This window comes from Nocardia harenae NBRC 108248 (assembly GCF_001612885.1).
GTDB classification, from domain to species: domain Bacteria; phylum Actinomycetota; class Actinomycetes; order Mycobacteriales; family Mycobacteriaceae; genus Nocardia; species Nocardia harenae.
The window spans coordinates 77,675-104,027 of record NZ_BDBH01000001.1; the positions used below are offsets into that span (position 1 = coordinate 77,675).

Sequence of the window (26,353 nt, forward strand, 5' to 3'; positions counted from 1 at the left end):
GTGCCCGTTCTGGTCCTGGCCTCGGCGTCACCAGCCCGCCGGGCGGTGCTTCGCGCCGCGGGCATCGAGCCGGTCGTCCGGATCTCCGATGTGGACGAGGACGCGGTGGCCGCCGCGCTGCCGCCGGACTCCGCGCCGAGCACGGTGGTGGAGAAGCTGGCCGAGGCCAAGGCGAACGCCATCGTGGCAGCGGGCGAGCTGCCCGCGGATTGCGTCGTGGTCGGCTGCGATTCCATGCTGCTGGTCGACGGTGAGCTGCAGGGCAAGCCGTACGCCCCCGAGGTGGCCCGCGAGCGCTGGAAGGCGGTGGCGGGGCGCAGCGCCGACCTGCTCACCGGGCACTGCGTGCTGCGGCTGATCGACGGCGCGGTCACCGCGTCGGCGGTCGACTGCAGCACCACGACGGTGCACTTCGCCGACCCCGACCCGGCCGACCTGGATGCCTATATCGCCACCGGCGAGCCGCTGCAGGTGGCCGGGGCCTTCACCCTGGACGGCCGCGGCGGCTGGTTCGTGGAGCGGCTGGAGGGCGATCCCTCCAGCGTCATCGGGATCGGGCTACCACTGCTTCGCCGACTCCTTCACGACGTCGGTCTCTCCATTGCGCAGCTGTGGGGGGATCCGCCCGGCTGAGGGCGGGGCGATCAGCGGCTCGGCCACGACGGGGCTGTCCACGATGGGCAGCGTCGGCACCTCGCGCGGCTCCTCCGAGCGCGCGCTCGGCTCCGGGCGGCCGCGCACCAGCTCCAGCCGGGCCAGGCAGAGCTCCGGCTCGACGAACGGCCGCATCCGCACCTTCACCCGGTCGCGCGCGCCGCCGCGGTCGAGCACCTCCTGCAGCAGCCCGACGTGCACGCCGCACACCACATCGGAGTGCGTGCGCGCGAGCTCGCGCAGCGGGCAGGCGGTGAGCCGGATCTGCACCTGCTCCGCGGTGTCGGCGCCGGGGTCGCGCTCCGGCGCGAAGCCGAGCTCCGAGGAGAGCGTCATGGAGAGGTCCTTGGCGCCGTCCAGCGTCTCCACCCGCTCCTCGCCGGCGTCCAGCTTGGCGCCCCAGGCGCGGCCGGCCGCGATCCCGGCCTCGGTGCGGGCCCTGCGGTCAGGGCCGAGCTGATCGGCGAGCGCCTGCGCGAGATCCTGGTAGCCCACCGATCGCTGTACCGCGGAGTAGCCGATCCGCGGCCTGCCGCGGCCGCGCGGCGGCTGCTGGAACTGCCGGACCAGGGACTCCCGGGTGAGCACATCCAGGTGGAAACGAACCGTGGTTACGTGCTGGCCGGTGATCCGGGCCAGCTCCTGGGCGTCGAGGGGCTCCTCCGCGCCACGTAGGATCGCGAGCAGTCGCCGCCGCGGCCAAGAATCGGACATAGCTCACCCCTCCTCCCGGGAGACTTTATCGGATGGGGGTGCGGCGAAATCACCATTCATCCGATCGTGATCTGAAACGAGTTCACCGACCCACACGGGTTTCACCGCGCGCGACCACCTCACCGTTACCACTTCTCGATCGAGTGTGGAGGGAACAGATCGTGCCACTCGCCCCGGACCCGAACCCGGCCTTCGCTTCGTTCGCACACCCGAAACACTTGGTAACCACTGAATGGCTGTCGGCAAACCTCGGGGCGCGCGGCCTGCGGATCGTCGAGGTGAACGAGGACCCGCAGCTCTACGACATCGGGCACATCCCGGGCGCGGTCAAGATCGACGGGCGCGCCGAGCTCGGCGACGAACGGAGCCGCGACTACCTCGACGGCGCCCGGTTCACCGAGCTCATGCGCGCCAAGGGCATCGCGCGGGACGACACCGTGGTGCTGTACGGCGACCGCGGCAACGCGCCGGCCGCGCACACCGCCTGGCTCTTCGGGCTCTTCGGCCACCCCGACGTCCGGCTGCTCGACGGCGGCCGGGACAGCTGGATCTCCGAGGCCAGGGACACCACCTTCGACGCCCCGATCATTCCCGCCGTCGGCTACCCGGCGGTGGAGCGCGACGACGGCACCGCCCGCGCCTTCCGCGACGACGTGCTTCGCCACCTCGGGCTGCCCCTGCTCGACGTGCGCTCGCCCGCCGAGTACGCGGGCGAGGACCCGCACGAGCCGGACCGCTCGCGGGAGACCGCGCCGCGCGGCGGCCACATCCCCACCGCGGTGAACATCCCGTGGACCGACGCGATCGGCCTCGACGGCCGCTTCCGGCCGCGCGCGGAGCTGGACCGCGCCTACGCCGCGGTGGCGGGCGCCGACGACGTGGTGGTGTACAGCAGGGTCGGCGAGCGCGCCGGGCACACCTGGTTCGTGCTGGCGAAGCTGCTCGGCGTCCGCACGGTGCGCAACTACGACGGCTCCTGGCTGGAGTGGGGCAGCGCGGTCCGGATGCCGGTGGCACGCGGTGCCGAGCCAGGGGCTGCCCCGCTCGCCGGAGCCCGCCGTAATCGCCGCTGACGCATACCCTTCCGGCCAGCGCCCAGCGATAATCCAGAGACCTTTCCGACCTCGGCCGATGGCACTCGAAAGCCCGTCGCGTGCACGAACGGCGGTCCGCGCGGGGAAAGCGGGGAGATTGTGATCTGCGGCCTACCGTCCAGTAGGGCTGGCCGGGTTCCGCCCGTGTTGGCACACTGCCTACACTCGCCCGAGAACGTAGGTTGCGACCCACGGGAGCGAAAAGAACCCTACCCCGCGAAGCGACCAGAAGAATGCACACAGGAGGCTCAGTGCCCAGCCATGCCAGCGCGCGGATCTCGAAGGTACTCGTCGCCAATCGAGGCGAGATCGCGGTGCGCGTTATCCGGGCGGCCAAGGATGCCGGCCTCGGCAGCGTCGCTGTCTACGCGGAACCCGACGCCGACGCGCCCTTCGTGAAGCTCGCCGACGAGGCCTTCGCCCTCGGTGGCCAGACCTCGGCCGAGTCGTACCTGGTGTTCGACAAGATCCTGGACGCGGCGGCCCGCTCCGGCGCCGACGCCATCCACCCCGGCTACGGCTTCCTCTCGGAGAACGCCGACTTCGCCCAGGCCGTCCTCGACGCCGGGCTGATCTGGATCGGCCCCTCGCCGCAGTCCATCCGCGACCTCGGCGACAAGGTCACCGCGCGGCACATCGCCGAGCGCGCCAACGCGCCGATGGCGGCGGGCACCAAGGACCCGGTCAAGAACGCCGACGAGGTCGTGGAGTTCGCGCAGAAGCACGGCGTGCCGGTGGCCATCAAGGCCGCGTACGGCGGCGGCGGGCGCGGCATGAAGGTCGCGCACACCATCGAGGAGATTCCCGAGCTGTTCGAGTCGGCGACCCGCGAGGCGATTGCCGCCTTCGGCCGCGGCGAGTGCTTCGTCGAGCAGTACCTGGACAAGGCGCGGCACGTCGAGGCGCAGGTCATCGCGGACACGCACGGCAATGTCGTGGTCGCGGGCACCCGCGACTGCTCGCTGCAGCGCCGCTTCCAGAAGCTGGTCGAGGAGGCCCCGGCGCCGTTCCTCTCGGACGCCGTGCGCGCGGAGATCCACGAGTCCGCCAAGCGGATCTGCAGGGAGGCCGGGTACTACGGCGCAGGCACCGTGGAGTACCTGGTGCAGGGCGAGACCGTCTCCTTCCTCGAGGTGAACACCCGCCTGCAGGTGGAGCACCCGGTCACCGAGGAGACCGCGGGCATCGACCTGGTGCGCCAGCAGTTCCGCATCGCCAACGGCGACGCGCTGGAGATCACCGAGGACCCGACCCCGCGCGGCCACGCCATCGAGTTCCGGATCAACGGCGAGGACGCCGGGCGCGGCTTCCTGCCCGCCCCCGGCCCGGTCGCGGTGTACCGCGAGCCCACCGGCCCCGGCGTGCGCGTCGACTCCGGCGTGGTGGCGGGCAGCGTGATCGGCGGCCAGTTCGACTCGATGCTGGCCAAGCTCATCGTCACCGGCGAGAACCGCACCCAGGCGCTGGAGCGGGCCCGCCGGGCGCTGGCCGAATACCAGGTCGAGGGGCTGGCCACGGTCATCCCGTTCCACCGCGCGGTGATCGACGACCCCGCCTTCATCGGCGACGGCACCTCGTTCGACGTCTACACCAAGTGGATCGAGAACGAGTGGAACAACACCGTCGAGCCCTACACCCCCGGCGCCCCCGCCGAGGAGGACGAGGAGGAGCCGCGGCAGAAGGTGGTCGTCGAGGTCGGCGGGCGCCGGGTCGAGGTCTCGCTGCCCGGGAGCTTCTCCATCGGCGGTGGCGGCACTCCCGCCGGCGGTAACGGCGTCATCCGCAAGAAGCCCAAGCCGCGCAAGCGGGGCGGGGCCGGGGGCGGCGCCGCCTCCGGTGACGCGGTGACCGCGCCCATGCAGGGGACCGTGGTGAAGGTCGCGGTCGAGGAGGGGCAGTCGGTCGAGGCCGGGGATCTGATCGCCGTGCTCGAGGCGATGAAGATGGAGAATCCGGTCAATGCGCACAAGGCGGGGGTGGTGACCGGGCTCGCTGTCGCGGCCGGGGCTGCCATTACCCAGGGCACTGTGCTGGCGGAGATCAAGTAGGAGTAAGGCCGGGGGCTTCGGCCCCCGGCCCCGGAGGGCGGCGCGCCGTGCACGCCGCCCTCGCGCGCGTCGATGCCTGGTCTCAGAGCCCGACGGTGACGCCGCCGGAGAACGCGAAGTCGTGCAGCTCCAGGTAGGCGGGGGCGGTGCCGTCGGGCAGGTCGAAGACCAGGATGGTGGAGCCGGAGGCGGCGGGCGCCAGCTCGAAGGAGTGGCCGTACCCCTGCTGGGTGCTGTGCCAGGCGGTGGCGGTGGCGTCCTGGTCGTGCGCCTGCCCGGTGCTGTCGATCAGCTTCTGCCCGAACGGGGTGTACCACTTGGGCTCGTCCGAGATATTGCGGACGTCCATGCGGACCACGGTGTACGCGCCGGAGGCCGTCTCCAGCCCGATCCGCGCCACCCCGGACTCCACCTTCGTGACCAGGAACTCGAACTTGCCGTCCCGGGCCGGGCCGAGCGACTCCTGCACCGCGGGCGGGGTGCGCTCGGCATCGTCCGGGGTACCGGCGGCGATCAGTGCCAGGCAGCCCGCGGCGACCGCGAACGGGGCGACGACGATCACGATGGTCGCCAGGATCAGGCGGCGCAGCAGGCCGCCGCGCTTGCGCCTGCGGCGCGGGGCCCTGGCCGGGGGTGCCGGGTACGCCGGGGCGCCGCCGCCGCGGGATGGCCAGACCGGGCCGTGCGCCGGGCGGCGGGGCCGCACCGCGTTCCAGCCGGCCGGGCGGAACGAGCGGGCGTAGTCCTGAAAGGGGCGTGCCCGGGTGGCGGGTGCCGCCGGTGGGCGCGTCGCGCCCGGCGCCGGGCGGCGCAGGTACCACTTGCGGTCCGGCGCCGGGGCGGGGCGGCTGCCTGCGTGGGCTACCGCGCGGCCGGGCACCGGGTATCCGGCCGCGGCGGGCCGAGGCACGACAGCGGGCACCGGCCGCGGCGGCGCGGGTGCCGCACTGCGCGGCGCGGGTGCGGCGGCACCGCGCGGCACGGGTGCGGCACTGGGCGGTACGGGTGCGGCACTGCGCGGCGCCACCCGGGGGCGTGCGGCGACAGCGGCCGCCGCACCCACGACTCCGGCCTGCCCTGCACCACCGGCCGAACCCGCCCGGACACCGCCGACCGCAACTCCGGCGTGCCCGGTCTCGTACCGCGTGGCGACCAGCGTCGGCTCCGGCCCGGGAACGGGCATGGACAGCGTGGGCATCGGCCCGCCCGAACCGGGCAGCAACCGCAGTGCCGCGGCGGCGAACTCCCCGGCCGAGGGATACCGGTCGCCCGGCTCCTTCGCCAGCCCGCGCGCGAGCACCGCGTCGAACTCCGCGGGCACCCCGGGCACCTCGGCGACGCTCGGCGGCACCGTCATCAGGTGCCCGTGCATCTGCCGCGCCGGATCGGTGTCCCCGAACGGCCGCTTCCCGGTGAGGCACTCGTAGAACACGCAGGCCAGCGCGTACACATCCGCGCGGGCGTCGGCGTGCCCGGAGAACCGCTCCGGCGCCATGTACGCCCAGGTGCCGATCGCCATCCCGGCGGTGGTCATCTGGGTGTGCCCGACCCCGTGCGCGATCCCGAAGTCGATGAGCACCGCGAACCCGTCGGGCCGCACGACGATATTGGATGGCTTGACATCCCGGTGCACCAGCCCGGCCGCGTGCGCGCAGTCGAGCGCCCGCGCCACCTGCGCGATCACCGCGACGGCGACCCCGGCCGGCAGCGGCCCCCCGGACGCCAGCCTGGCGCCCAGATCGGTGCCGTCGACATACGCCATCTCGATGAAGAGCCGCCCGTCGACGGCACCGTGCGAGTGGATGGGCACGATGTGCGGGCTGTCCAGCCCGGCGATCACCCGCGCCTCGCGCTCGAAGCGGCGCCGGTAGGTCTCGTCGGCGGTGAGTTCGGCGGAGAGCAGCTTCAGCGCGCAGCGCCTGCCCGCCTCGGTGTCGTGCGCGAGCCAGACCTGGCCCATGCCGCCGCTGCCGAGCAGCCGGTCCAGCCGGTAGCGGCCGAAGCGCGCGGCCGCCATCAGCGGTGCCCGCCGGGCAGCCGGTCGCAGCCCGCTCGCACGGGTCCCATCACGTACCTCCCGTCGCCGTCGAAAGGCGGCATCGGAGCTCGGGAATCCGATCCCCACCCCCGAACGCAGCGTAACCCCGGACCGGCGCGCCGCCCAGTGCCGATTCCTGTGACCCGGCCGACCCCCTACCCTTGCCCCATGCGAACCCCGCCCCGGCACGGCACGCGCTGATGGAACCCGTCGAGATCAACGCGGGCTCCTGGTACCTGCGCGCGCTCCGCGCCGACGACCGGATCGATGACCGCCCGGCCCTGCGCGCGGGCGGCGTCACCGACCCCGCGCATGTGAGCGATCGCGCCGCGCAGTGGGCCGACGGCACCCACCTCTCCTGGGCGGTGTGCGAGCCGACGACCGCCGAGCTGGTCGCCGAGATCGGGGTGACACCCGCCGCGGACGGAACCGCCGTGGTGGCGGGCTGGGCGCGGCCGGGCTTCGAGGAGGCGCTGGCCACCGCCAGGGCCGCGGTCACCCGCTTCACCGAGGGCGCACTGGACCTGCGGGTGCGCTGAGGAGGACGGCGCACGTCGCCGAGGCGCCCCACTCGACAGGCACCCGCCGCTCCCGCGATCGGCACCCGCTCAGCTTCGGGCTCCGGTCCACGCGCCGAACCGCTCGGCCACCCTTTCAGCCCAGCTGCACCAGCACCCGTCCCAGCGCGTCAACGGCCTCGTCCAGCTCCGCCACGGTCACGGTGAGCGGCGCACGGAAGCGAATCCCGCGCTCCCCGGTCCCGAGTACCAGCACGTGCTCGCGCTCGCGCAGCACCCGCACCACCTCGTCCCGGAACTCCCCGGAGCGCAGGTCGACCGCGCAGAACAGCCCGCGCCCGCGCGGCTCGCTCACCAGCGGAACCAATCCGCGCAGCCGATCGAGCAGATGCGCCCCGACAACCCCGGCCCGCTCGACCAGCCCCTCCGACTCGATCACCTCGAGAATCCGCCGCGCCCGCACCATGTCCGCGAGGTTCCCGCCCCACGTGGAGTTCAGCCGCGAGCCGACCCGAAACACGTTCTCCGGCACCTCGGTAACCCGCCCGCCTGCCATGATCCCGCAGACCTGGGTCTTCTTCCCGAACGCCACCACATCCGGCGTCAACCCCAATTGCTGGTACGCCCAGGTGCTTCCGGTGATCCCCACCCCGGTCTGCACCTCGTCCAGCACGAACAGGGCATCGTGCTCCCGGCACAGCTCCTGCACGGCCAGCAGGAATTCGGGGCGGAAGTGCCGGTCCCCGCCCTCGCCCTGGATGGGCTCGGCGAGGAAGCAGGCGATGTCGTGCGGGTACTCCGTGAAGGCGCGCCGCGCGGCGGCCAGCGCCCGCTCCTCGGCGGCCCGCACATCGCGGCCGGTACGCAGGTACGGCGCCTCGATGCGCGGCCAGTCGAACTTGGGGAAGCGTTCGGTCTTCACCGGATCGGTATTGGTGAGCGAGAGCGTGTAGCCGGAGCGGCCGTGGAAGGCGCCGGTCAGGTGCAGCACCCGCGAGCCGGGGGCGGCGCGCCCCTGCGCCTCGTTGTGCCTGCTCTTCCAGTCGAAGGCGGTCTTCAGCGCGTTCTCCACCGCCAGCGCGCCGCCGTCGACGAAGAACAGGTGCGGCAGCCGCGGGTCGCCGAGCACCCGGACGAAGGTCTGCACGAAGCGGGCCATGGCGACGGTGTAGATGTCGGAGTTGCTCGGCTTGTTCAGCGCCGCCGCAAGCAGTTCGGCGCGGAAGTCCGGGTCGGCGGCGAGCGCGGGGTGGTTCATGCCGAGCGCGCTGGAGGCGAAGAAGCCGAACATGTCCAGGTAGGCGGTGCCGTCCCGTTCGTCGACGAGCCGCCTACCCGCGGAGCGCCGCAGGTCGAGCACGAGGTCGAAGCCATCGGCGAGGATGCTGCCCGCGAGCAGCTCGCGGACGTCGGCCGGAGCGATGCCGGGGCGTTCGAGTTCGAGGGTCACCCCTCAACTGTAAGGAAAATTTGCGGAATCTCCACACAGATCAGTATTAATTACTGCGCAAGCCTACTTGTCATAGAATGTCTGCAGAATGATGGTGCTCCGGGTGCGAACATTGGCCGTCGCCCGGATCTCCTGCAACAACTGCTCCAGGTGCCGCGGCGAGGCCACCCGGACGGTGAGGACGTAGCTCTCGTCGCCGGCAACCGAGTGGCATGCCTCGATTCCGGGGATGCTCTGCAGCAGCGCGGGCGCGTCGTCCGGCTGCGATGGATCGAGAGGGGTGATGGCGACGAATGCGGAGAGGAGCTGCCCGAGCGCCTCCGGATCGACCTTGGCGGTGTACCCGCGGATCACGCCGCGCGCCTCCAGCCTGCGCACCCGCGACTGCACCGCCGAGACCGAGAGGCTGGCCTTCTCCGCGAGATTCGACAGCGTGGCCCGTCCGTCGGCCATCAGCTCACGGATCAGCAGACGATCGATGTCGTCGAGAACGGGTCGTGCAGGTGAATCCGCCATCACCGAAGGCTAACCCAGCGGAACCGCGCAGGTGCGCCGAAGTTCCGGTCGGGCAGGCCCGCCGCACCGGCCGCATCGCGTTCGGACCCAACGATGTTCGCATTCCCGCTCTCCAGGGAGGACCCCGTGACAAATACCGTCACCACCGATCCGATCGCCGCCCGCGCGCTCGGCCTGCTCGCCGCGCTCGGCGTGCCCGCGCCGGAGCCGGGTGAGCTCGGCGCCCGCACCCCGATCACCGGCGCCGTGCTGTTCGGCGTGCGCACCGATTCGCCCGCCGAGACCGAGGCCGCGATCGAGCGCGCCGCACACGCCTTCCGGAGCTGGCGCACGGTGCCCGCGCCGGTGCGCGCGGCCGTGGTGCGGCGGCTCGGCGAACTTCTGGTGACCCACCGGGAGGAGCTGGGCGGGCTGGTCACGCTGGAGGCAGGGAAGATTCCGGCGGAGGCGGTCGGCGAGGTGCAGGAGATGATCGACGTCTGCGAATTCGCGGTCGGGCTCTCCCGGCAGCTGTACGGGCGCACCATGCCGTCGGAGCGGCCGGGGCACCGGCTGATGGAGACCTGGCATCCGCTCGGGGTGGTCGGGGTGATCTCGGCGTTCAACTTCCCGGTCGCGGTGTGGGCATGGAATACCGCGCTCGCGCTGGTCTGCGGCGACACCGTGGTCTGGAAGCCCTCCGAGCTGACCCCGCTCACCGCGCTCGCCTGCCACACCCTGCTGCGCCGGGCCGCCGCCGAGGTCGGCGCGGATCCCGAGGTGCACCAGCTGGTGCTCGGCGGCGCGGAGAACGGCGCGGTGCTGGTGGACGATGCCAGGGTCGCGCTGCTCAGCGCCACCGGATCGGTGCCGATGGGGAGGGCGGTCGCGCCGCGGGTGGCCGCGCGGTTCGGCCGCTGCCTGCTGGAGCTGGGCGGCAACAATGCCGCCGTGGTCACCCCGTCGGCCGATCTCGAGCTCGCGGTGCGCGGCATCGTCTTCGCGGCGGCGGGCACCGCCGGGCAGCGCTGCACCTCGCTGCGCAGGCTGATCGCGCACCGCTCGATCGCGGACGAGCTGGTCGGCAGGCTGGCGGCCGCCTACGAGCAGCTGCGGGTCGGTGACCCCGCCGAGCCCGGCGTGCTGGTCGGGCCGCTGATCCACGAGCGCGGGTACCGCGCCATGACGGCGGCGCTGGAGCGCGCGGTGGCCGACGGGGGCGAGATCGTCTGCGGCGGCACCCGGGTGGACGGCTTCGGGCCGGATGCCTACTACGTGCGGCCCGCGGTGGTGCGGATGCCCGCGCAGACCGCCATCGTCCGGGAGGAGACCTTCGCGCCGATCCTCTACGTGCTCACCTACGACGACCTGGACACCGCCATCGAGCTGCACAACGCGGTGCCGCAGGGACTCTCGTCGGCGATCTTCACCGGCGACCAGCGCGAGGCGGAGCGGTTCCTGGCCGCCGACGGGTCGGACTGCGGGATCGCCAATGTCAATATCGGCACCTCCGGGGCGGAGATCGGCGGCGCCTTCGGCGGGGAGAAGCAGACCGGGGGCGGGCGGGAGTCCGGGTCGGACTCCTGGAAGGCGTACATGCGGCGGGCCACCAATACGGTGAACTACTCCGCGGAGTTGCCGCTGGCGCAGGGGATTCGCTTCGAGTGACGGCTCGCGCCGGGGCGGATCACACCGGGAGGCGCAGGGTCCACGCGCCCCGGAAGTGCAGCCGGGTGCGGGAGCCGGGCGGAACGTCCACCCGCCAGAACGCGGGAGGCGGCGCGGCAAGCGCGACCGCGACGGCCGCGCGCACCACAGCGGGGTGCGTCACCGCGAGCACCGGCTCCCCGGCCGCGGCGACACCGCGCATCCACTCCCCGACCCGCGCGAGCACCGCGACCACCGATTCACCCCCGTGCCCGTCGAAGGCCGGGTCGGTGAGCCAGGCGTGCAGCTGCTCGGGCGGCAGCTCGCCCATGTCCAGCCCCCGCCACTCCCCGGCGTCCAGATCCCGCAGCGCCGGATCGACCTCGGCCCGTACACCGAGCAGCCGGGCGGTCTGCCGGGTCCGCCGCTCCGGCCCGCTGAGCACCACCGCGGGCGGGCGCGCGATCGGCTCGGCGGCCCAGGAATCGACCAGCGGCTCGTCGTCCGGGAACAGCCCCGCCCGCAATGCCCCGGTGATCCCGTGGCTCACCAGATCGAGCCGCACCATCCCCGCCATACCGGCAGGTTAACCACCCTGTCGGTACCCCGGTGCACACTGGGGCCATGGATCGGTTCTCCCCCGCGACCAGGCAGTGGTTCGACGGCGCCTTCCCGGCGCCGACGGCCGCGCAGCTGGGTGCCTGGGAATCGATCGCCGAGGGCGCGCACACCCTGGTCATCGCCCCGACCGGCTCGGGCAAGACGCTCTCCGCGTTCCTCTGGGCCATCGACCGGCTGGCCACCCGCGACCCGGCCGAGAAGGTACGCAAGCGCGGCGAGCCCCCGGCGGGCACCTCGGTGCTCTACGTCTCCCCGCTCAAGGCGCTCGCGGTGGATGTCGAGCGCAACCTGCGCGCCCCGCTCGCCGGGGTCGCCCGCACCGCGGCCAAGCTGGGGCTGGACCCGCCGGAGATCACCGTCGGCGTGCGCTCCGGCGACACCCCGGCGGGCGAGCGCCGCACCATGCAGCGCACCCCGCCGGACATCCTGATCACCACCCCGGAGTCGCTCTTCCTCATGCTCACCTCGGCGGCCAGGGAGACGCTGCGCGAGGTGCACACCGTGATCGTGGACGAGGTGCACGCCATCGCGGGCGGCAAGCGCGGCGCGCACCTGGCGCTCTCGCTGGCCCGGCTGGACGCGCTGGCCGAGCGCCCGGCCCAGCGCATCGGGCTCTCCGCCACCGTGCGCCCGCCGGAGGAGGTCGGACGCTTCCTGGTCGGCCCGGCCCCGATCACCATCGTGGCGCCGCCTGCGCCGAAGACCTTCGACCTCTCGGTGCGGGTCCCGATCGCGGATATGACCGAGCCGGATGCCGACGGCGAGTCCGACCAGCCCGGCTCGATCTGGCCGCACGTGGACGCGGCCATCGTCGACCTGGTGCTCGAGCACCGCTCCGCCATCGTCTTCGCCAATTCCCGGCGGCTGGCCGAGCGGCTCACCGCCCGGCTGAACGAGACCTACGCCGAGCGGCTCGGCGAGCCCGTCGACACCGCGCACGGCCCGCCCGCCCAGCTCGGCGCCTCGACCGAGGTGGTGCACGGCGCCGGGCAGCTGCTCGCGCGGGCGCACCACGGCTCGGTGAGCAAGGAGCAGCGGGCGCTCATCGAGGATGATCTCAAGAGCGGCAGGCTGCGCTGCGTGGTCGCCACCAGCAGCCTGGAACTCGGCATCGATATGGGCGCGGTCGACCTGGTGGTCCAGGTGGAGGCGCCGCCCTCGGTGGCGAGCGGGCTGCAGCGGGTCGGGCGGGCCGGGCACCAGGTGGGCGAGGTCTCGCGCGGGGTGCTCTTCCCCAAGCACCGCACCGACGTGGTGCACACCGCGGTCACCGCGCACCGCATGCTCTCCGGGCAGATCGAGGCGCTGCGCATGCCCGCGCACCCGCTCGACATCCTGGCCCAGCAGACCGTCGCCGCCTGCGCGCTGGAACCCATCGACGTGGACGCCTGGTTCGAGCTGGTGCGCGGCACGGGCAGCTACGGCGGGCTGCCGCGCTCGGCCTACGAGTCGGTGCTCGACCTGCTGGCCGGGCGCTATCCATCGGACGAGTTCGCCGAGCTGCGGCCGCGGCTGGTCTGGGATCGGGACGCGGGCACGCTCACCGGCCGCCCCGGTGCGCAGCGGCTCGCCGTGACCTCCGGCGGCGCCATCCCGGACCGCGGCATGTTCGCGGTGTACATGGTCGGCGAGAAGGCGAGCCGGGTCGGCGAGCTGGACGAGGAGATGGTCTACGAGTCGCGGGTCGGCGATGTCTTCGCGCTCGGCGCCACCAGCTGGCGGATCGAGGAGATCACCTATGACCGGGTGCTGGTGACGCCGGCCTTCGGCCAGCCGGGGCGGCTGCCGTTCTGGCACGGCGACGGGCTCGGCCGCCCGGCCGAGCTGGGCGAGGCGGTCGGCGAGTTCGTGCGCAGCGCGGGCAGGCACCTGGACGACGGCGGGCTGGAGCAGCTCACCGGCGCGGCCGGGCTGGACGACTTCGCCAGGGACAACCTCGCCGCGCTGCTCACCGAGCAGCGCACCGCCACCGGCCGCCTGCCCACCGACAAGACGCTGGTGGTGGAGCGATTCCGGGACGAGCTGGGCGACTGGCGGCTGGTGCTGCACTCGCCGTACGGGATGCCGGTGCACGCGGCCTGGGCGCTGGCCATCGGGGCGCGGCTGCGCGAGCGGTTCGAGGTGGACGCCGCGCCGACCGCGTCGGACGACGGCATCGTGGTCCGGCTGCCGGACACCACCGACGAGCCGCCGGGCAGCGAGCTCTTCGTCTTCGAGCCGGACGAGATCGACGAGATCGTCACCGAGCAGGTCGGCACCTCGGCGCTCTTCGCCTCGCGCTTCCGCGAGTGCGCGGCCAGGGCGCTGCTGCTGCCGCGCCGCGACCCGGGCAAGCGCGCGCCGCTCTGGCAGCAGCGGCAGCGCTCGGCGCAGCTGCTCGATGTGGCGCGCAAGTTCCCCGACTTCCCGATCCTGCTGGAAACCGCGCGGGAGTGCCTGCGCGACGTCTACGACCTGCCGGCGCTCACCGAGCTGCTGGGGCGGGTGGCGCGCAGGCAGGTCCGGCTGGTCGAGGTGGAGACGCCGACCCCGTCGCCGTTCGCCAACGCGCTGCTCTTCGACTACATCGGCCAGTTCATGTACGAGGGCGACAATCCGCTGGCCGAGCGCAGGGCCGCCGCGCTCTCGCTGGACTCCGGGCTGCTCGCCGAGCTGCTCGGCCGGGTGGAGCTGCGCGAGCTGCTGGACGCCGCGGTGCTGGAGCAGATCGAGCTCGAGCTGCAGCGGCTCACCCCGGAGCGGCACGCGCGGGATCTGGAGGGGCTGGCCGACCTGCTGCGGCTGCTCGGGCCGCTCACCGCCGACGAGGCCGCCGCGCGCTGCACCGCCGACCCGCTCGACTGGTTCGCCGAGCTGCGGGTGGCCAGGCGGGCGCTCGAGGTGAGCTTCGCGGGGCGCACCTGGTGGGTCGCGGTGGAGGACGCGGCGCGGCTGCGCGACGCGCTCGGCGTTCCGCTGCCCATCGGCACCCCGGCCGCCTTCGTGGAGCAGGTGCCGGACCCGCTCGGCGATCTGGTCGGCCGCTTCGCCCGCACGCACGGCCCCTTCGACACCGCGGCGGTGGCGGCCAGGTTCGGCCTCGGCAGCGCGGTGGCTGCCGCCGCGCTGCACCGCCTCGGCACCGAGAAGCGGGTGGTCGAGGGCGAATTCACGCCGACGGCCGCGGGATCGGAGTGGTGCGACACCCAGGTGCTGCGGCGGCTGCGGCGGCGCTCGCTCGCGGCCGCGCGGCACGAGGTGGAGCCGGTGCCGACCGCCGCCTTCGGCCGCTTCCTGCCCGCCTGGCAGCACGTGCGCACCCGCACGCTGCGCGGGGTGGACGGCGTCGCCACCGTGGTCGAGCAGCTGGCGGGGGTGCCGATCCCGGCGTCGGCGTGGGAATCGCTGGTGCTGCCTGCTCGGGTGCGCGATTACGCGCCCGCCATGCTGGACGAGCTCACGGCCACCGGCGAGGTGCTGTGGTCCGGGCACGGCTCGATCACCGGCAAGGACGGCTGGGTGGCGCTGCACCTGGCCGAGCAGGCGCCGCTCACCCTGCCCCCCGCCGACGAACCGGAGTTCACCGAACCGCACCTGCGGCTGCTCACCGCGCTCGGCGCGGTGGACGGGGCGATGCCGCAGAGCGGCGGCGCCTACTTCTTCCGGCAGCTCTCCGACGCCACCGGGCTGCTCGACGACGCTGCCGTCGCCGCGGCGCTCTGGGACCTGGTCTGGGCCGGGCTGGTCTCCGGCGACACCTTCGCCCCGGTCCGCGCGCTGCTCGGCGGCACGACGCGCGCCACCACCGCGCACCGCAGCCCGCGCCGGGCGCCGCGCGCCCGCGCCTACCTGCCGCGCCCCGCGCTGCCGCTCCGCAGCGGCCCGCCGACGGTGGCCGGGCGCTGGTCGCTGCTGCCCGAGCGGGCCGCCGACAACACCGTGCGCGCGCACGCCACCGCCGATCAGCTGCTGGAGCGGTACGGCGTGCTGACCCGCGGCTCGGTGCAGAACGAGGGGGTGCCGGGCGGTTTCGCGCTCATGTACCGGGTGCTCACCGAGTTCGAGGACCGGGGCCGCTGCCGCCGCGGCTACTTCGTCGATTCGCTGGGCGGCGCGCAGTTCTCCACCACCGACGTGGTCGACCGGCTGCGCGCGCACGAACCCGACGACGGCAGGCGCAGCACCGCCACCGCGCTCGCGCTGGCCGCCACCGACCCCGCGAATCCGTACGGCGCGGCGCTGCCATGGCCGAAGGGCGAGGTCGACGGCGGACACCGGCCGGGCCGCAAGGCGGGCGCCATGGTGGTGCTGCTCGACGGCGAGCTGGTGGCCTACCTGGAGCGCGGCGGGAAGACGCTGCTCACCTTCACCGAGGATCCCGATGCCAGGCAGGCCGCCGCGAACGCGCTGGCCGAGCTGGTGCAGGGGGGCGGGGTGGAGGCGCTGGTCATCGACCGGGTCGACGGCGAGACCGTGCACGGCCACACCTTCGCCGGCTTCCTCACCGCCGCCGGCTTCGCCGCCACCCCCGGCGGGCTCCGGCTGCGCCGCGGCGCGGCGCGCCGGGAGGAGCGGCCGCAACGCGCGGTGCGCCGCCCGGAGTTCGGCCGGTGACGGGGATGCGGAGCCGCCGGATCGGGCAGCAGCGGCCGACGCCGGGCGGTCGGCAGCGGATGGTGCGCGACGACCGGCAGCAGGCAGCGCGGGCCGACCGGCAGCGGTCGGGGCCGGGCAGCCACGCGCCGGTGACCTCGGCGCGCGCCATGACCGTGGCAGCTGAGCCCGGGACGGGCATGCGGCGAAGGGAGGCCAGCGGTGCCCGAGGGTGACACCGTCTACCGCGCCGCCGCCCGGCTGCGCACCGCGCTGGCCGGGAAGATCCTCACCCGCAGCGATTTCCGCGTCCCGCGCTACGCCACCGTCGACCTGCGCGGCCAGCCGGTCGAGAGCGTCGGCTCCTACGGCAAGCACCTCTTCGTCCGCACCCCCACCGCCTCCATCCACACCCACCTCAAGATGGAGGGGCTGTGGCGCACCTACCGCTGCGGGCAGCGCTGGACCCAGCCCAGGGCCACCGCCAGGCTGGTCCTCGGCACCGAGGACGTGGAGGCGGTCGGCTTCTCGCTCGGCAAGGTCGAGGTGCTCCCGCTCTCCGACGAGCACACCGTGATCGACCACCTCGGCCCCGACCTGCTCGGCCCCAACTGGGACCCCGCCGAGGCGGTGCGCAGGCTGGCGCGCTACCCCGAGCAGGCCATCGGCGTCGCCCTGCTGGACCAGCGCAACCTGGCCGGCATCGGCAATATCTACCGCAGCGAGGTCTGCTACCTGCGCAAGGTGCACCCGGCGACCCCGGTGCGCGCGGCAGGCGATCTGCTGGCCATGGTGAACGAGGCCCAGCGCATCCTGAGCAAGGCCGCGCACGACCGCTACGTGCCGCTCGCCTACAACCGGCACAACTGGGGCTGCCGCCGCTGCGGCACCCGCATCGTGCGCCGGGTGCTCGGCGACACCGGCCCGGAGAACGACCGAATCGCCCAGCGCGAGCGCGGCATCTGGTTCTGCCCGCGCTGCCAGCCCGAGCCCGCGGCATCGTGACGGATTCCGCCGCCGCGGACCGGCTCGCCGAGGCGGGCGACATCGCGCGCGATAGCGGCGGCCACTCCGGACCCATAGGCGACAAAGGTAGGATAATCGGCATGAGCACGCGGAAGGTCTCCCTGACCCTGCCCGAGGAACTGCTGGCCCGGGCCGAGAAGGCCGTCGCGGCCGGGCAGGCCCGCTCGGTGTCGGCCTACATCGCCGCCGCGGCCGGTTCCGGGGAGACCCGCAGCACCGTCACCGAGGTGATCGCGCGCTGGCGCACCGAGCACGGCGAGCCCTCCGCCACCGACCGCGCCGACGCCGAGGCCCGCGCCCGGGCGCTGTTCGACCGCGCCGACGACCGGCTGCGCGGTCCCGGCGCCGCGTGAGACCCGCCGCAGCCGGGACCATCCTCGACGCCTCCGCGCTGCTGGCCCTCCCCCGCAGCATCTACGGCCAGGTCTTGATCGAGATGAGCGTGCGCGAGCACCGCCCCCTGGTCATCCCGGCCGCCAGCCTCTACACCGCGGCCCTGGCCGGTGCCGACCCCGCCGACTTCGACGCAGCCGGATTCACCGTCATCGCGCTGAGCCAAGCCATCGTGCCCGGCCTCGTGCTCCTCGGGCGCAGCGCCCTCGCCCACATCGGCCCCGAACTCGCCCACATCGCCTGGGAAGCTCGGGCCACCGGCTACCCGGTCCTCACCGCGAACGCCGCCCCGTACCGCGACCTCGCCGCGCCGCCCGATCTCGAAATCCTCTGATGCCCACCCCTGCGGGCCCCGATATCCGTGGTCCGCATCGGTGACCACCGCACCGTTCTGAGCAGGGTCTCTACCCCATATCTGCCCGATTTCGGCAGCTACTACCCGAACCCCTTGTCGGAGGTCGGATCCACGGGCGACGGGCGTGCTGGATTGCGGGGCGGGGACTCGGGGTGAGCAGTCCGGGGAGTGGGTCCCTCGTTTCAGCGGGGACCCGCTCGCGTCGCGGCGTGTCCGAGCCGGAAGGGGAATGGGCGGGGGCCGTGACGCGGCACCGTGGTCGGGCTGCCGGTTCCCGCGTCGCGGTGGTGGGCCGGGGCCGTCTACCGGCTGGGTGTTTCCGCGGGCTTTCCGCAGCGTTTCTCGGGGCTGAGCTGCTGGTTTCCGTGAGGTGATGGGGCAACCCGTGGTGTTTCCGGAGCTCGGGCGCCCGAGCGGGGGCCCGACGCGGGCGCCCCGCCGAAGGGTGGGGGTCGTTTCGTGCGGAGGCGGGGCGGGGCGGGAATCGGGGAGAGGGGTTTCGGGTTCGATCGTCACCGCCGGTTCTCTTGGCGGGCTTGGGATCCGGCTGCCACGCTGACGTTGTTCCCGCTGCTGGGTGGTGACCGGTTCGCTTGCAGGCGATCCGGTCGAGGGCCGGTCGGCAGTCGGGGTCGATGTTCATCCGGCGTGTCCGGGCCGAAGGGGAACCGAAAGAGGTAGGTCGATGGGGCAGAAGATGTCCTCGCGGAGGGCGGGGGATCGGGATCGCGCACCGCACAGGCTGCTGGTGCTGCTGGTCGTGATGGTCGCGGTGGTGGTCCTGGTCGTGCGGGGGATCGCTCCCGAGACCGCGGTGGCGGTGGTGGCCGCGGCGGGGTTGGCGGGCGCGGAGACCGCGGCTCGCCTGCTGCCCGGCGGGGTGCGCGGGGAGCAGCGATGACCACCGCGAAGAAGGACTGGGTCCATCCCCGGATGCGCCGGTTCAAGACTCGGGTGCGGGAGCTGCTCCAGACCACCGGTTCCACCGACGCCGCGGTGGCCCAAGCGTCGAATATCGGCAAGTCGACCCTGTCCAAGGCCGCCGATCCCGACCGTCCCGACATGCCGGCGTGGGGCCTGTTCAGCCACGTGGTGACCGAGAGCTTGAAGCGCAGCACCCCGGACCTCGATCCCGAGGCCCTGGCAGCGCAGCTGCGGCAGTGGGAACACGAGCACCAGCGTGCATGCCAGGCGCAGCGGGCTCCGGCACCGAGCCCGGCGGTGCGGGTGATGCACCGCGCCGGTGAACGGTTGCGCAATCCGCTGCTGGCCACGGAAATCATCACGGTGCTGGTCGTGGTGTGCGCGCTGGCGGTGTGGGCGTGGTGGCCCGCGCCGCCCGCGCCCACCGAGCCGCCCCGCTGCGGGACCGGCGGCCTGAGCCTGGTGCAGGAGCAGTGCGTGGGCCTCACCGACACCGCCTTCCCCGGCTTGGATCCGCGGGTGAGTGAGATCGCGGCCCGGATCGGAGAGCAGAACCAGCAGGTCGGCGACGACTACGTCGAGATCGCGCTGCTCGGGCCGCTGACCCGCTCGGACCCGCCCGGCCAGCTCGACACCGACCAGGTGCGCCAGATGCTGATCGGCGCCGCGGTGGCCCAGCACCGCGCCAACACCACCACCCTGGTCGGTGACCCGCTGCCCCGGATCCGGCTGCTGCTCGCCAACACCGGCAGCTACCAGGACCAATGGCAGCTCCCGGTCACCCAGATCATCGCCCGCGCCGAAGCCGCGCCGCGGCGGCTGGTGGCGGTCGTGGTCCTGGGCACCAGCCTCGCGCTCACCCGGGACGCGGCCATGGAGCTGAGCCGCGCCGAGATCCCGATGATGGGCGCGATCACCTCCGCCGACCAGTTCAACAGCACCGACATCCCCGGAATGTTCCGCGTCTCACCCACCACCAGCCAATACGTCGAGGCCATGGCAGGCCACCTCACCGCCAACCCCGGCCTCACCCAGGCGATCACGATGTGGGACACCAACTCCGAACAACGCGGCGATCTCTACACCGCAGCCCTGAAACAAGCCTTCGAGCAGCGCTTCGCCTCCTGGATCGACGCCCGCCCCGCGCAGGGATTCATCGGGGTCAGCATCCCCACCGACACAGCCCGCCCACAGATGTTCCGCGACCCCATCGTCAACATCTGCCACACCGACGCCGGCCAATCCGACGTCCAGGTCGTGCTCTTCGCCGGGCGCGTCGCCGACCTGCCCGAACTGATCAACGCCATGAAAGACCGGATCTGCCGCAACCGGCCGCTGACCATCATGACCGGCGCCGCCGCCCTGACCGCCGTCGAACGCCTCGACCCCCACACACTGCGCGAAGCCAACCTCACCATCGTCTACGCCGGGGTCACCAACCCCCACACCCGCCCCCACGCCACCGTCGCCGCGCCACCGGCCTACCAGCCCTACGCCGACGCCGTCACCGCCCAAGGCTTCCCGCTGGCCGAAACCGACGCCTACACCTGCCTGACCCACGACGCGGTCTTCGCCACCGCCCTGGCCACCCGCATGTCCAGCGCAGGCAACGACCGCCACCTCCCCCAACGCGGCAACGTCCTCATCGCCCTGAACAACATCAACAGCGCCTTCCACATCCCCGGCTGCAGCGGCGACCTCACCTTCACCGACACCAGCCACGGCGCCCCCCGCGGAACCGCCATCGAACTCATCACCCTGCCCCAACCCTGACCAGCCCCCGGAAGGAAACCCACCCTCTGCTCGTACGAGGCGAGCAGAGGTCGACGGGACCCATTCACCGCGCAGCTACTCGATGAGGAGCGTGGCCGTGCCGGGCGCCCGGGATCGGAACCGCCGTGGCCGTCGACCCGCTCCGCGCGCGAACCGGCAGGTTCGGCTCACCCCTCGCTCGGCACCGGCTCCAGGATCTCCCCGCGCGGCTCGGGCGCGGCGGCGCGCAGTGCGTCGGCGGAGCCGTCGTCGGGCTGGGTCTGGGAGCGGATCTCGGCGTCCACGCGGGCCTGGTAGGTGCTGATCTCCCGGTCGACCTCGGCCTCGTCCCAGCCGAGGATCGGGGCGACCAGGCGGGCCACCTGCTCGGCGCAGGCGGCGCCGCGGTGCGGGTACTCGATGGAGATGCGGGTGCGCCGGGCCAGGATGTCGTCGAGGTGCAGCGCGCCCTCGGCGGCGACCGCGTAGACCGCCTCGACCTGGAGGTAGGCGGGGGCGTCGGTGATCGGCTGCAGCAGCTCGGGTTTGCCGTCGGCGAGCGCGAGCACCTCGTCGATCAGCGAGCCGTAGCGGTCGAGCAGGTGCTTGATCCGGTACGGGTGCACGCCGTACGCCTCCGCCAGCTGCACGGTCTGGTTGACCAGCGCGAAGTAGCCGTCGGCGCCGAGCAGCGGCACCTTCTCGGTGATCGAGGGCGAGACCCGGGCCGGGATGTCCTCGGCCGCCGCGTCGACGGCGTCGGCGGCCATCACCCGGTAGGTGGTGTACTTGCCGCCCGCGATCCCGACCAGCCCGGGCGCGGTGCGGGCCACCGCGTGCTCGCGGGAGAGCTTGGAGGTCTCGTCGCTCTCGCCGGCCAGCAGCGGGCGCAGCCCGGCGTAGACGCCGTCGATATCGGCGTGTGTGAGCCGGGTGACCAGCACCTCGTTCACCCGTTCCAGCAGGTAGTCGATATCGGCCTTGGTCGCCGAGGGGTGCGCCAGGTCGAGGTTCCAGTCGGAGTCGGTGGTGCCGATGATCCAGTGCGCGCCCCACGGGATGACGAAGAGCACGGAGGTGGCGGTGCGCAGGATGATGGCGGTGTCGCTGATGATCCGGTCCCGCGGCACCACGATGTGCACGCCCTTGGAGGCCCGCACGTGGAACCGGCCGCGGTTGCGGGAGAGCGCCTGCACCTCGTCGGTCCACACCCCGGTCGCGTTGATCACCACGTGCGCGTGGATCTCGGCGGTGCGGCCGTCCTCGGTGTCGCGCACCCGCACCCCGACCACCCGGTCGGCCTCGCGCAGGAAGCCGACCACCTGGGTGGAGGTGCGCAGCACCGCGCCGTAGTGCGCGGCGGTGCGGGCGACGGTCATTGTGTGCCTGGCGTCGTCCACCACGGTGTCGTAGTAGCTGACCCCGCCGATCAGCGCGGAGCGGCGCAGCCCCGGCGCCAGCCGCAGCGCGCCTGCGCGGGTCAGGTGGCGCTGGCCGGGAACGGATTTCGCGCCGCCCATGGAGTCGTAGAGCATGAGCCCGGCGGCCACGTACGGCCGCTCCCAGCCCCGGTTGGTGAGCGGGTAGAGGAAGCGCAGCGGCTTCACCAGGTGCGGGGCCAGGGTGGCGAGCGAGAGCTCGCGCTCCCGCAGCGCCTCGCGCACCAGCCCGAACTCCAGCTGCTCCAGGTACCGCAGCCCGCCGTGAAACATCTTGGAGGAGCGGCTGGAGGTGCCGGAGGCCAGGTCGCGCGCCTCCACCAGCGCCACCCGCAGCCCGCGGGTCGCGGCGTCGAGGGCGATGCCTGCGCCGACGATGCCGCCGCCGATCACGACGATGTCGAAGTGGTCCTTGCCCAGCCGCTCCCAGGCGTCCCGGCGCTGGTCGGGGCCGAGGAACTGCGAATCCGGGGTGATGGTCATGCTCGACTCCTTCGGCCGGCGTCGTCCTGCGGGCGGTGTTACCCGCTGCCTGCGGGTTCAGGCTATGCGAGCGCGGCGAATAGTTCGCGGCGCCCCGGCGGTGCCGCGCCACCCGGCTCAGGCCACTACCCACCGGTAACAAGACCCACCCTAGCCATCCCCGCCGCCCCTCGCGATGTGATGCGCGGCGCGCCGCGCATCCAGTAGCCTGCGGGGATGCGTCGCTACGTGGCCGCCATCGATCAGGGAACGACATCGAGCCGGTGCATCGTCTTCGACCGCGGCGGCGCGGTGATCGGGGTGGCCCAGCGCGAGCACGAGCAGCTCTTCCCGCACCCCGGCTGGGTCGAGCACGATGCCGAAACGCTCTGGCGCAATATCGAATTCGTGGTCACCGAGGTGCTCCGCGAGCTCGAGCTCGGCCCGGGCGACCTGGCCGCCGTCGGCATCACCAACCAGCGCGAGACCACCGTGGTCTGGGAGCGCGCGACCGGGAAGCCGATCCACAACGCCATCGTCTGGCAGGACACCCGCACCGACAAGCTCTGCGTCGAGCTCGGCGGCGAGGCCGGGCCGGACCGCTACCGGGAGCGTACCGGGCTGCCGCTCTCCACCTACTTCGCCGGGCCCAAGCTGCGCTGGATCCTGGACAATGTCGAGGGCGCGCGGGCCCGCGCCGAGGCGGGCGAGCTGTGCTTCGGCACCATCGACAGCTGGGTGCTGTGGAACCTGACCGGCGAGCACATCACCGACGTCACCAATGCCTCGCGCACCATGCTCATGGACCTCCGCACGCTGGAGTGGGACCCCGGAATCTGCGCTGACTTCGGCATTCCGGCCGCGATGCTGCCTGCCATCCGCAGCTCGTCGGAGGTGTACGGGGTGCCGGAATCCGGTCCGCTGGCCGGTGTCCCGATCGCGGGCATCCTCGGCGACCAGCAGGCCGCCACCTTCGGCCAGGCCTGCCTGGAGCCGGGCGAGGCCAAGAACACCTACGGCACCGGCAATTTCATGCTGCTGAACACCGGAACCACGCCGGTGGTGAGCACGCACGGGCTGCTCACCACGGTCTGCTACCGGCTCGGCGAGCAGGACGCGGTGTACGCGCTGGAGGGGTCGATCGCGGTCACCGGCTCGCTGGTGCAGTGGTTCCGGGACAACCTCGGCATCATCGCCACCGCCGACGAGATCGAGCCGCTGGCGCGCAGCGTCGCCGACAATGGCGGCGCCTACATCGTGCCCGCCTTCTCCGGGCTCTTCGCGCCGCGCTGGCGGCCGGACGCGCGCGGCGTGATCGCCGGGCTCACCCGCTTCGTGAACCGCGCGCACCTGGCGCGGGCGGTGCTGGAGTCGACCGCCTTCCAGACCAGGGAGGTGGTGGACGCCATGCGCGCCGACGCCGAGTCGCAGCGGCTCGGGCTGGAGCTCACCACGCTCAAGGTGGACGGCGGCATGGTGCGCAACGACCTGCTCATGCAGTTCCAGTCCGACATCCTGGACGTTCCGGTGGTGCGCCCGGTGGTGGCCGAGACCACCGCGCTCGGCGCCGCCTACGCGGCCGGGCTGGCGGTGGGGTACTGGTCCGGCACCGACGAGATCAGGGCGAACTGGTCGGCCGACACCACCTGGCACCCGGCCATGGGCGAAGACGAGCGGGCCGGGCACCTCACCGCCTGGAACAAGGCGGTCGAGCGCACCTACGGCTGGGTCGACTGAGCAGCCCGGGCCACCGCCTCGGTGAGCGGGTCACTCCGCGGCGACGCCGGCCGCGCGGCCCAGCCGCGCCACCGCCTCGGTGAGCGTGGCCGCGTCCGAGGTGGTGAAGCACATGCGCAGCGCCGAGCGGTACCCCGCCTCGACCGCGAAGGCCGCGCCCGGCACGAAGGCGACGCCCCGGTCGACCGCGGCAGGCAGCAGCGCCCCGGTGTCGGTGCCGTCGGTGAACTCGGCCCAGACGAACATCCCGCCCGCCGCGTCGGTGCAGCGCATTCGGGCGCCGAACTCGTCGCGCACCGCGCCGACCAGCGCCTTGGCCCGCTGCCCGTAGGCCGCGCGCACCCGGTCGACGTGCCCGGCCAGCCAGCCCGCGTCGGCGAGCAGCTCGGCCGCGACCTGCTGGGTGAGCGCCGAGCCGCAGAGGTCGGCGCCCTGCTTGAGCAGCTCCACCGCGCGCGCCACCCGGACCGGCGCGACCATCCACCCCACCCGCAGCGCCGGCGCCAGGATCTTGGAGGCGCTGGAGAGCCGGATGACGTTCGCGCCGTGCGCGGCCACCGGCGCCGGCGGCGGGCCGTCGAACCAGAGCTCGCCGTAGGGGTCGTCCTCGATCACCCAGAAGCCGTGCGCGGCGGCCAGTTCCGCGAGCTCGGCCCGGCGCGCGGCGCTCATGGTGACCCCGCCCGGGTTGTGGAAGGTGCTCACCGTGTGCACCACGGCCGGGCGCTCGCCGCGGGCGAGCAGCTCGGCGAGCAGGTCCAGCCGCATGCCATCGTCGTCCAGCGGAATCGCCGCGATCCGCGCACCCGCCGCGCGGAACACCTGCAGCGCGCCGACGTAGGCCGGGTCCTCGACCACCACCAGCGCGCCCGGGTCGAGCAGCACCTCGGCCAGCAGCGCGAGCGCCTGCTGCGAGCCGTGCGTCACGAAGACCTCGGCGGTCGGCACCGCCCGGCCCAGCTTGGCCGACTCGCGCGCGGCGAGCACCTCGCGCAGCGGGCCCCAGCCCGGCGAGCCGGTGTACTGCAGGCTGCGCGCGTCGGTGAGCGCCGCGTCGGTCGCCGCCGCGATCCGCTCCCTCGGCATCAGCTCGGCGTCCGGCAGCCCGCCCGCCAGGCTGAGCACATCCGGCCGCTCGGTGAGTTCCAGCAGGTCACGAATAGCGGAGCTGCGCAGCCCGGCGAGCTTCCCGGCCAGCGGCGGAGCGGTTGGCGACATGGCGATACCTCCGTGCGATGTACCCCCACCTTCGCACGGATTACCAGAATATGAAACTACTTCTCACATGGTGAGAGCTACGGGCGGTTGTCGATGGAGTGCACCAGGTGCCTGCCGTCCTTCACGACGGTGGCGACGGTCTGCTGGTAGACGGTGGTCGCGCCGTCCGGGCGGTGCTCGGTGAGGTCGACCTCGAAGGTGTCGGTGGCGAGCTCGGTGACGCGCAGGCAGTGCGTGGTGCCCACCGGGATCTGTTCGTCGATGGCGCTCTGGATGACCTGGGCCGAGGAGATGTTGGCGGCGTCCGGGTCGACGTACCTGCGCGCCCGCTCGCCGTTGCGCTCGACATAGAAGGCGTACTGGAAGCCGAGGATGGCGCCCGCGCCGTCCTCGGTGGAGCCGGTGCCGTTGCCGACCGTCACCGTGCCGTCCTCGCTGGCCGGGCAGCTCAGCGCGGCGGTGCTCGGTACCGGGGCGGCCACCGCCGGATCGTCGTCGCCACCGCCGCGCACCGTCACCACGATCACCACCACCGCGATCAGCAGCGCCACCGCGGCCGCGAGCGCGCCGTAGAGGGTGCCGCGGTTGGGGGCGGGCACCCGCTCGGCCACCGCCGAGCCGCCGGGCGCGAGCCGGCGCGCGATGGGGTCGTCGTTCCAGGCCAGGCCGCCATCGGCGACCGGCGGCGGCTTGGGCACCCCGCCCGCCTCGTCCGACTGGTTCCACCACTGCGGCGGCTCGGCATCCGGCTGCGCGGGGGCAGCGGGAGCGGGCGTCCGCGCGGGAGCGGACGCGGGGGCCACCTGGTGCCGCACCGTCGGGGGCTCCGGGTCGGCGCCGGTGACGCTCGTGCCGAACGGCGCGGACATCCCCGCGGGCGGCGGGGCGGCGTCGGTGCTCCCGCCCGCAGGCAGCAGCCCGCCCGCCGGGCGCCAGCCGACCTCGGGACGCGACCCGGCGGGCGGCTGCCAGCCCGGGATGTGCCCCGGCCCGATCGGGGCGCCGAAGGCGCTGCCCGACCTGGTGGTCGGCTCGTCCTGGCCGCCCGCTACCGGAGGCCCGAAACCGGAAGCGCCGACGCCGTTCTCACCGGCGCCGTCGCTCCCGTCCACCGGCGGGCCGAAGCCGGCCCCGCGGCCGGAATCGCTGCCTCTGGCATCACCCTCGGAGCCCACACCAATCCTCTCGAACGCACG

Annotated in this window: 20 protein-coding genes; 12 read left to right on the top strand and 8 right to left on the bottom strand. The window is 73.4% G+C overall.

Annotated elements, in window-relative coordinates:
- A complete protein-coding gene (locus NH2_RS00410) occupies nucleotides 1-633 on the top strand; it encodes a Maf family protein (protein WP_067646385.1) in 633 nt (210 codons plus the stop codon).
- Here NH2_RS00410 and NH2_RS00415 read toward each other — a convergent pair.
- Nucleotides 559-1,368, bottom strand: coding sequence for a helix-turn-helix transcriptional regulator (locus NH2_RS00415; protein ID WP_067646388.1), 810 nt, complete (start codon nucleotides 1,366-1,368; stop codon nucleotides 559-561). The two genes, NH2_RS00410 and NH2_RS00415, sit on opposite strands and share 75 nt — an antisense overlap.
- Before the next feature lie 161 nt (nucleotides 1,369-1,529).
- On the opposite strand from NH2_RS00415, the gene NH2_RS00420 reads away from it, so the two are divergent.
- Together NH2_RS00420 and NH2_RS00425 are read left to right on the top strand one after the other, a co-directional pair.
- Nucleotides 1,530-2,441 (top strand): sulfurtransferase, encoded by a 912-nt coding sequence (locus tag NH2_RS00420; protein WP_067647554.1) that lies wholly within the window; start codon nucleotides 1,530-1,532, stop codon nucleotides 2,439-2,441.
- Nucleotides 2,442-2,713: 272 nt separating this feature from the next.
- Nucleotides 2,714-4,510 carry an acetyl/propionyl/methylcrotonyl-CoA carboxylase subunit alpha gene (locus tag NH2_RS00425; protein WP_067646390.1) on the top strand — a complete coding sequence of 599 codons (1,797 nt, stop codon included), beginning with the start codon at nucleotides 2,714-2,716 and terminating at the stop codon, nucleotides 4,508-4,510.
- Nucleotides 4,511-4,592: 82 nt separating this feature from the next.
- Here the strand turns inward: NH2_RS00425 and NH2_RS00430 are convergent, their stop codons facing one another.
- Nucleotides 4,593-6,527 (bottom strand): serine/threonine-protein kinase, encoded by a 1,935-nt coding sequence (locus NH2_RS00430; RefSeq protein ID WP_067646393.1) that lies wholly within the window; start codon nucleotides 6,525-6,527, stop codon nucleotides 4,593-4,595.
- 221 nt (nucleotides 6,528-6,748) lie between these two features.
- On the opposite strand from NH2_RS00430, the gene NH2_RS00435 reads away from it, so the two are divergent.
- A complete protein-coding gene (locus NH2_RS00435; RefSeq protein WP_067646396.1) occupies nucleotides 6,749-7,087 on the top strand; it encodes a hypothetical protein in 339 nt (112 codons plus the stop codon).
- A gap of 115 nt (nucleotides 7,088-7,202) precedes the next feature.
- Here the strand turns inward: NH2_RS00435 and lat are convergent, their stop codons facing one another.
- Both lat and NH2_RS00445 read right to left on the bottom strand, forming a co-directional pair.
- Complete coding sequence (gene lat, locus NH2_RS00440; RefSeq protein ID WP_067646399.1) at nucleotides 7,203-8,516, bottom strand: L-lysine 6-transaminase; 1,314 nt, start codon at nucleotides 8,514-8,516, stop codon at nucleotides 7,203-7,205.
- 63 nt (nucleotides 8,517-8,579) lie between these two features.
- Complete coding sequence (locus NH2_RS00445; RefSeq protein ID WP_067646402.1) at nucleotides 8,580-9,032, bottom strand: Lrp/AsnC family transcriptional regulator; 453 nt, start codon at nucleotides 9,030-9,032, stop codon at nucleotides 8,580-8,582.
- A 93-nt stretch (nucleotides 9,033-9,125) separates the two neighbouring features.
- Here NH2_RS00445 and amaB point away from each other — a divergent pair, with 93 nt between their 5' ends.
- Nucleotides 9,126-10,679 carry an L-piperidine-6-carboxylate dehydrogenase gene (gene amaB, locus NH2_RS00450; protein WP_084505103.1) on the top strand — a complete coding sequence of 518 codons (1,554 nt, stop codon included), beginning with the start codon at nucleotides 9,126-9,128 and terminating at the stop codon, nucleotides 10,677-10,679.
- Nucleotides 10,680-10,698: 19 nt separating this feature from the next.
- Here the strand turns inward: amaB and NH2_RS00455 are convergent, their stop codons facing one another.
- On the bottom strand, nucleotides 10,699-11,235 hold the full coding sequence (locus tag NH2_RS00455) for a histidine phosphatase family protein (protein WP_067646409.1): 537 nt from the start codon (nucleotides 11,233-11,235) through the stop codon (nucleotides 10,699-10,701).
- Nucleotides 11,236-11,282: 47 nt separating this feature from the next.
- On the opposite strand from NH2_RS00455, the gene NH2_RS00460 reads away from it, so the two are divergent.
- From NH2_RS00460 to NH2_RS00490, 6 genes are all read left to right on the top strand, one after another.
- A complete protein-coding gene (locus NH2_RS00460) occupies nucleotides 11,283-15,872 on the top strand; it encodes an ATP-dependent helicase (protein WP_067646413.1) in 4,590 nt (1,529 codons plus the stop codon).
- A gap of 201 nt (nucleotides 15,873-16,073) precedes the next feature.
- Nucleotides 16,074-16,856 carry a DNA-formamidopyrimidine glycosylase family protein gene (locus NH2_RS00470; protein ID WP_067646418.1) on the top strand — a complete coding sequence of 261 codons (783 nt, stop codon included), beginning with the start codon at nucleotides 16,074-16,076 and terminating at the stop codon, nucleotides 16,854-16,856.
- 101 nt (nucleotides 16,857-16,957) lie between these two features.
- Nucleotides 16,958-17,230 carry a hypothetical protein gene (locus NH2_RS00475; RefSeq protein WP_067646421.1) on the top strand — a complete coding sequence of 91 codons (273 nt, stop codon included), beginning with the start codon at nucleotides 16,958-16,960 and terminating at the stop codon, nucleotides 17,228-17,230.
- Nucleotides 17,227-17,604, top strand: coding sequence for a hypothetical protein (locus tag NH2_RS00480; RefSeq protein ID WP_067646424.1), 378 nt, complete (start codon nucleotides 17,227-17,229; stop codon nucleotides 17,602-17,604). The genes NH2_RS00475 and NH2_RS00480 overlap by 4 nt, the downstream gene beginning before the upstream one ends.
- A 706-nt stretch (nucleotides 17,605-18,310) precedes the next feature.
- Nucleotides 18,311-18,526 carry a hypothetical protein gene (locus tag NH2_RS00485; RefSeq protein WP_067646427.1) on the top strand — a complete coding sequence of 72 codons (216 nt, stop codon included), beginning with the start codon at nucleotides 18,311-18,313 and terminating at the stop codon, nucleotides 18,524-18,526.
- Nucleotides 18,523-20,322: an ABC transporter substrate-binding protein gene (locus NH2_RS00490; RefSeq protein WP_067646430.1), complete on the top strand. Its 1,800-nt coding sequence runs from the start codon at nucleotides 18,523-18,525 to the stop codon at nucleotides 20,320-20,322. The genes NH2_RS00485 and NH2_RS00490 overlap by 4 nt, the downstream gene beginning before the upstream one ends.
- A 167-nt stretch (nucleotides 20,323-20,489) precedes the next feature.
- On the opposite strand, the gene NH2_RS00495 is transcribed toward NH2_RS00490, so the two are convergent.
- A complete protein-coding gene (locus NH2_RS00495; protein ID WP_067646433.1) occupies nucleotides 20,490-22,223 on the bottom strand; it encodes a glycerol-3-phosphate dehydrogenase/oxidase in 1,734 nt (577 codons plus the stop codon).
- A gap of 216 nt (nucleotides 22,224-22,439) precedes the next feature.
- Here NH2_RS00495 and glpK point away from each other — a divergent pair, with 216 nt between their 5' ends.
- On the top strand, nucleotides 22,440-23,939 hold the full coding sequence (gene glpK / locus NH2_RS00500) for a glycerol kinase GlpK (protein WP_067646436.1): 1,500 nt from the start codon (nucleotides 22,440-22,442) through the stop codon (nucleotides 23,937-23,939).
- Between the two features lie 30 nt (nucleotides 23,940-23,969).
- Here the strand turns inward: glpK and NH2_RS00505 are convergent, their stop codons facing one another.
- Together NH2_RS00505 and NH2_RS00510 are read right to left on the bottom strand one after the other, a co-directional pair.
- Nucleotides 23,970-25,157 (bottom strand): aminotransferase-like domain-containing protein, encoded by a 1,188-nt coding sequence (locus tag NH2_RS00505; RefSeq protein WP_067646438.1) that lies wholly within the window; start codon nucleotides 25,155-25,157, stop codon nucleotides 23,970-23,972.
- Nucleotides 25,158-25,234: 77 nt separating this feature from the next.
- A complete protein-coding gene (locus NH2_RS00510; protein WP_245650362.1) occupies nucleotides 25,235-26,332 on the bottom strand; it encodes a DUF8176 domain-containing protein in 1,098 nt (365 codons plus the stop codon).
- Nucleotides 26,333-26,353 lie beyond the last annotated feature (21 nt).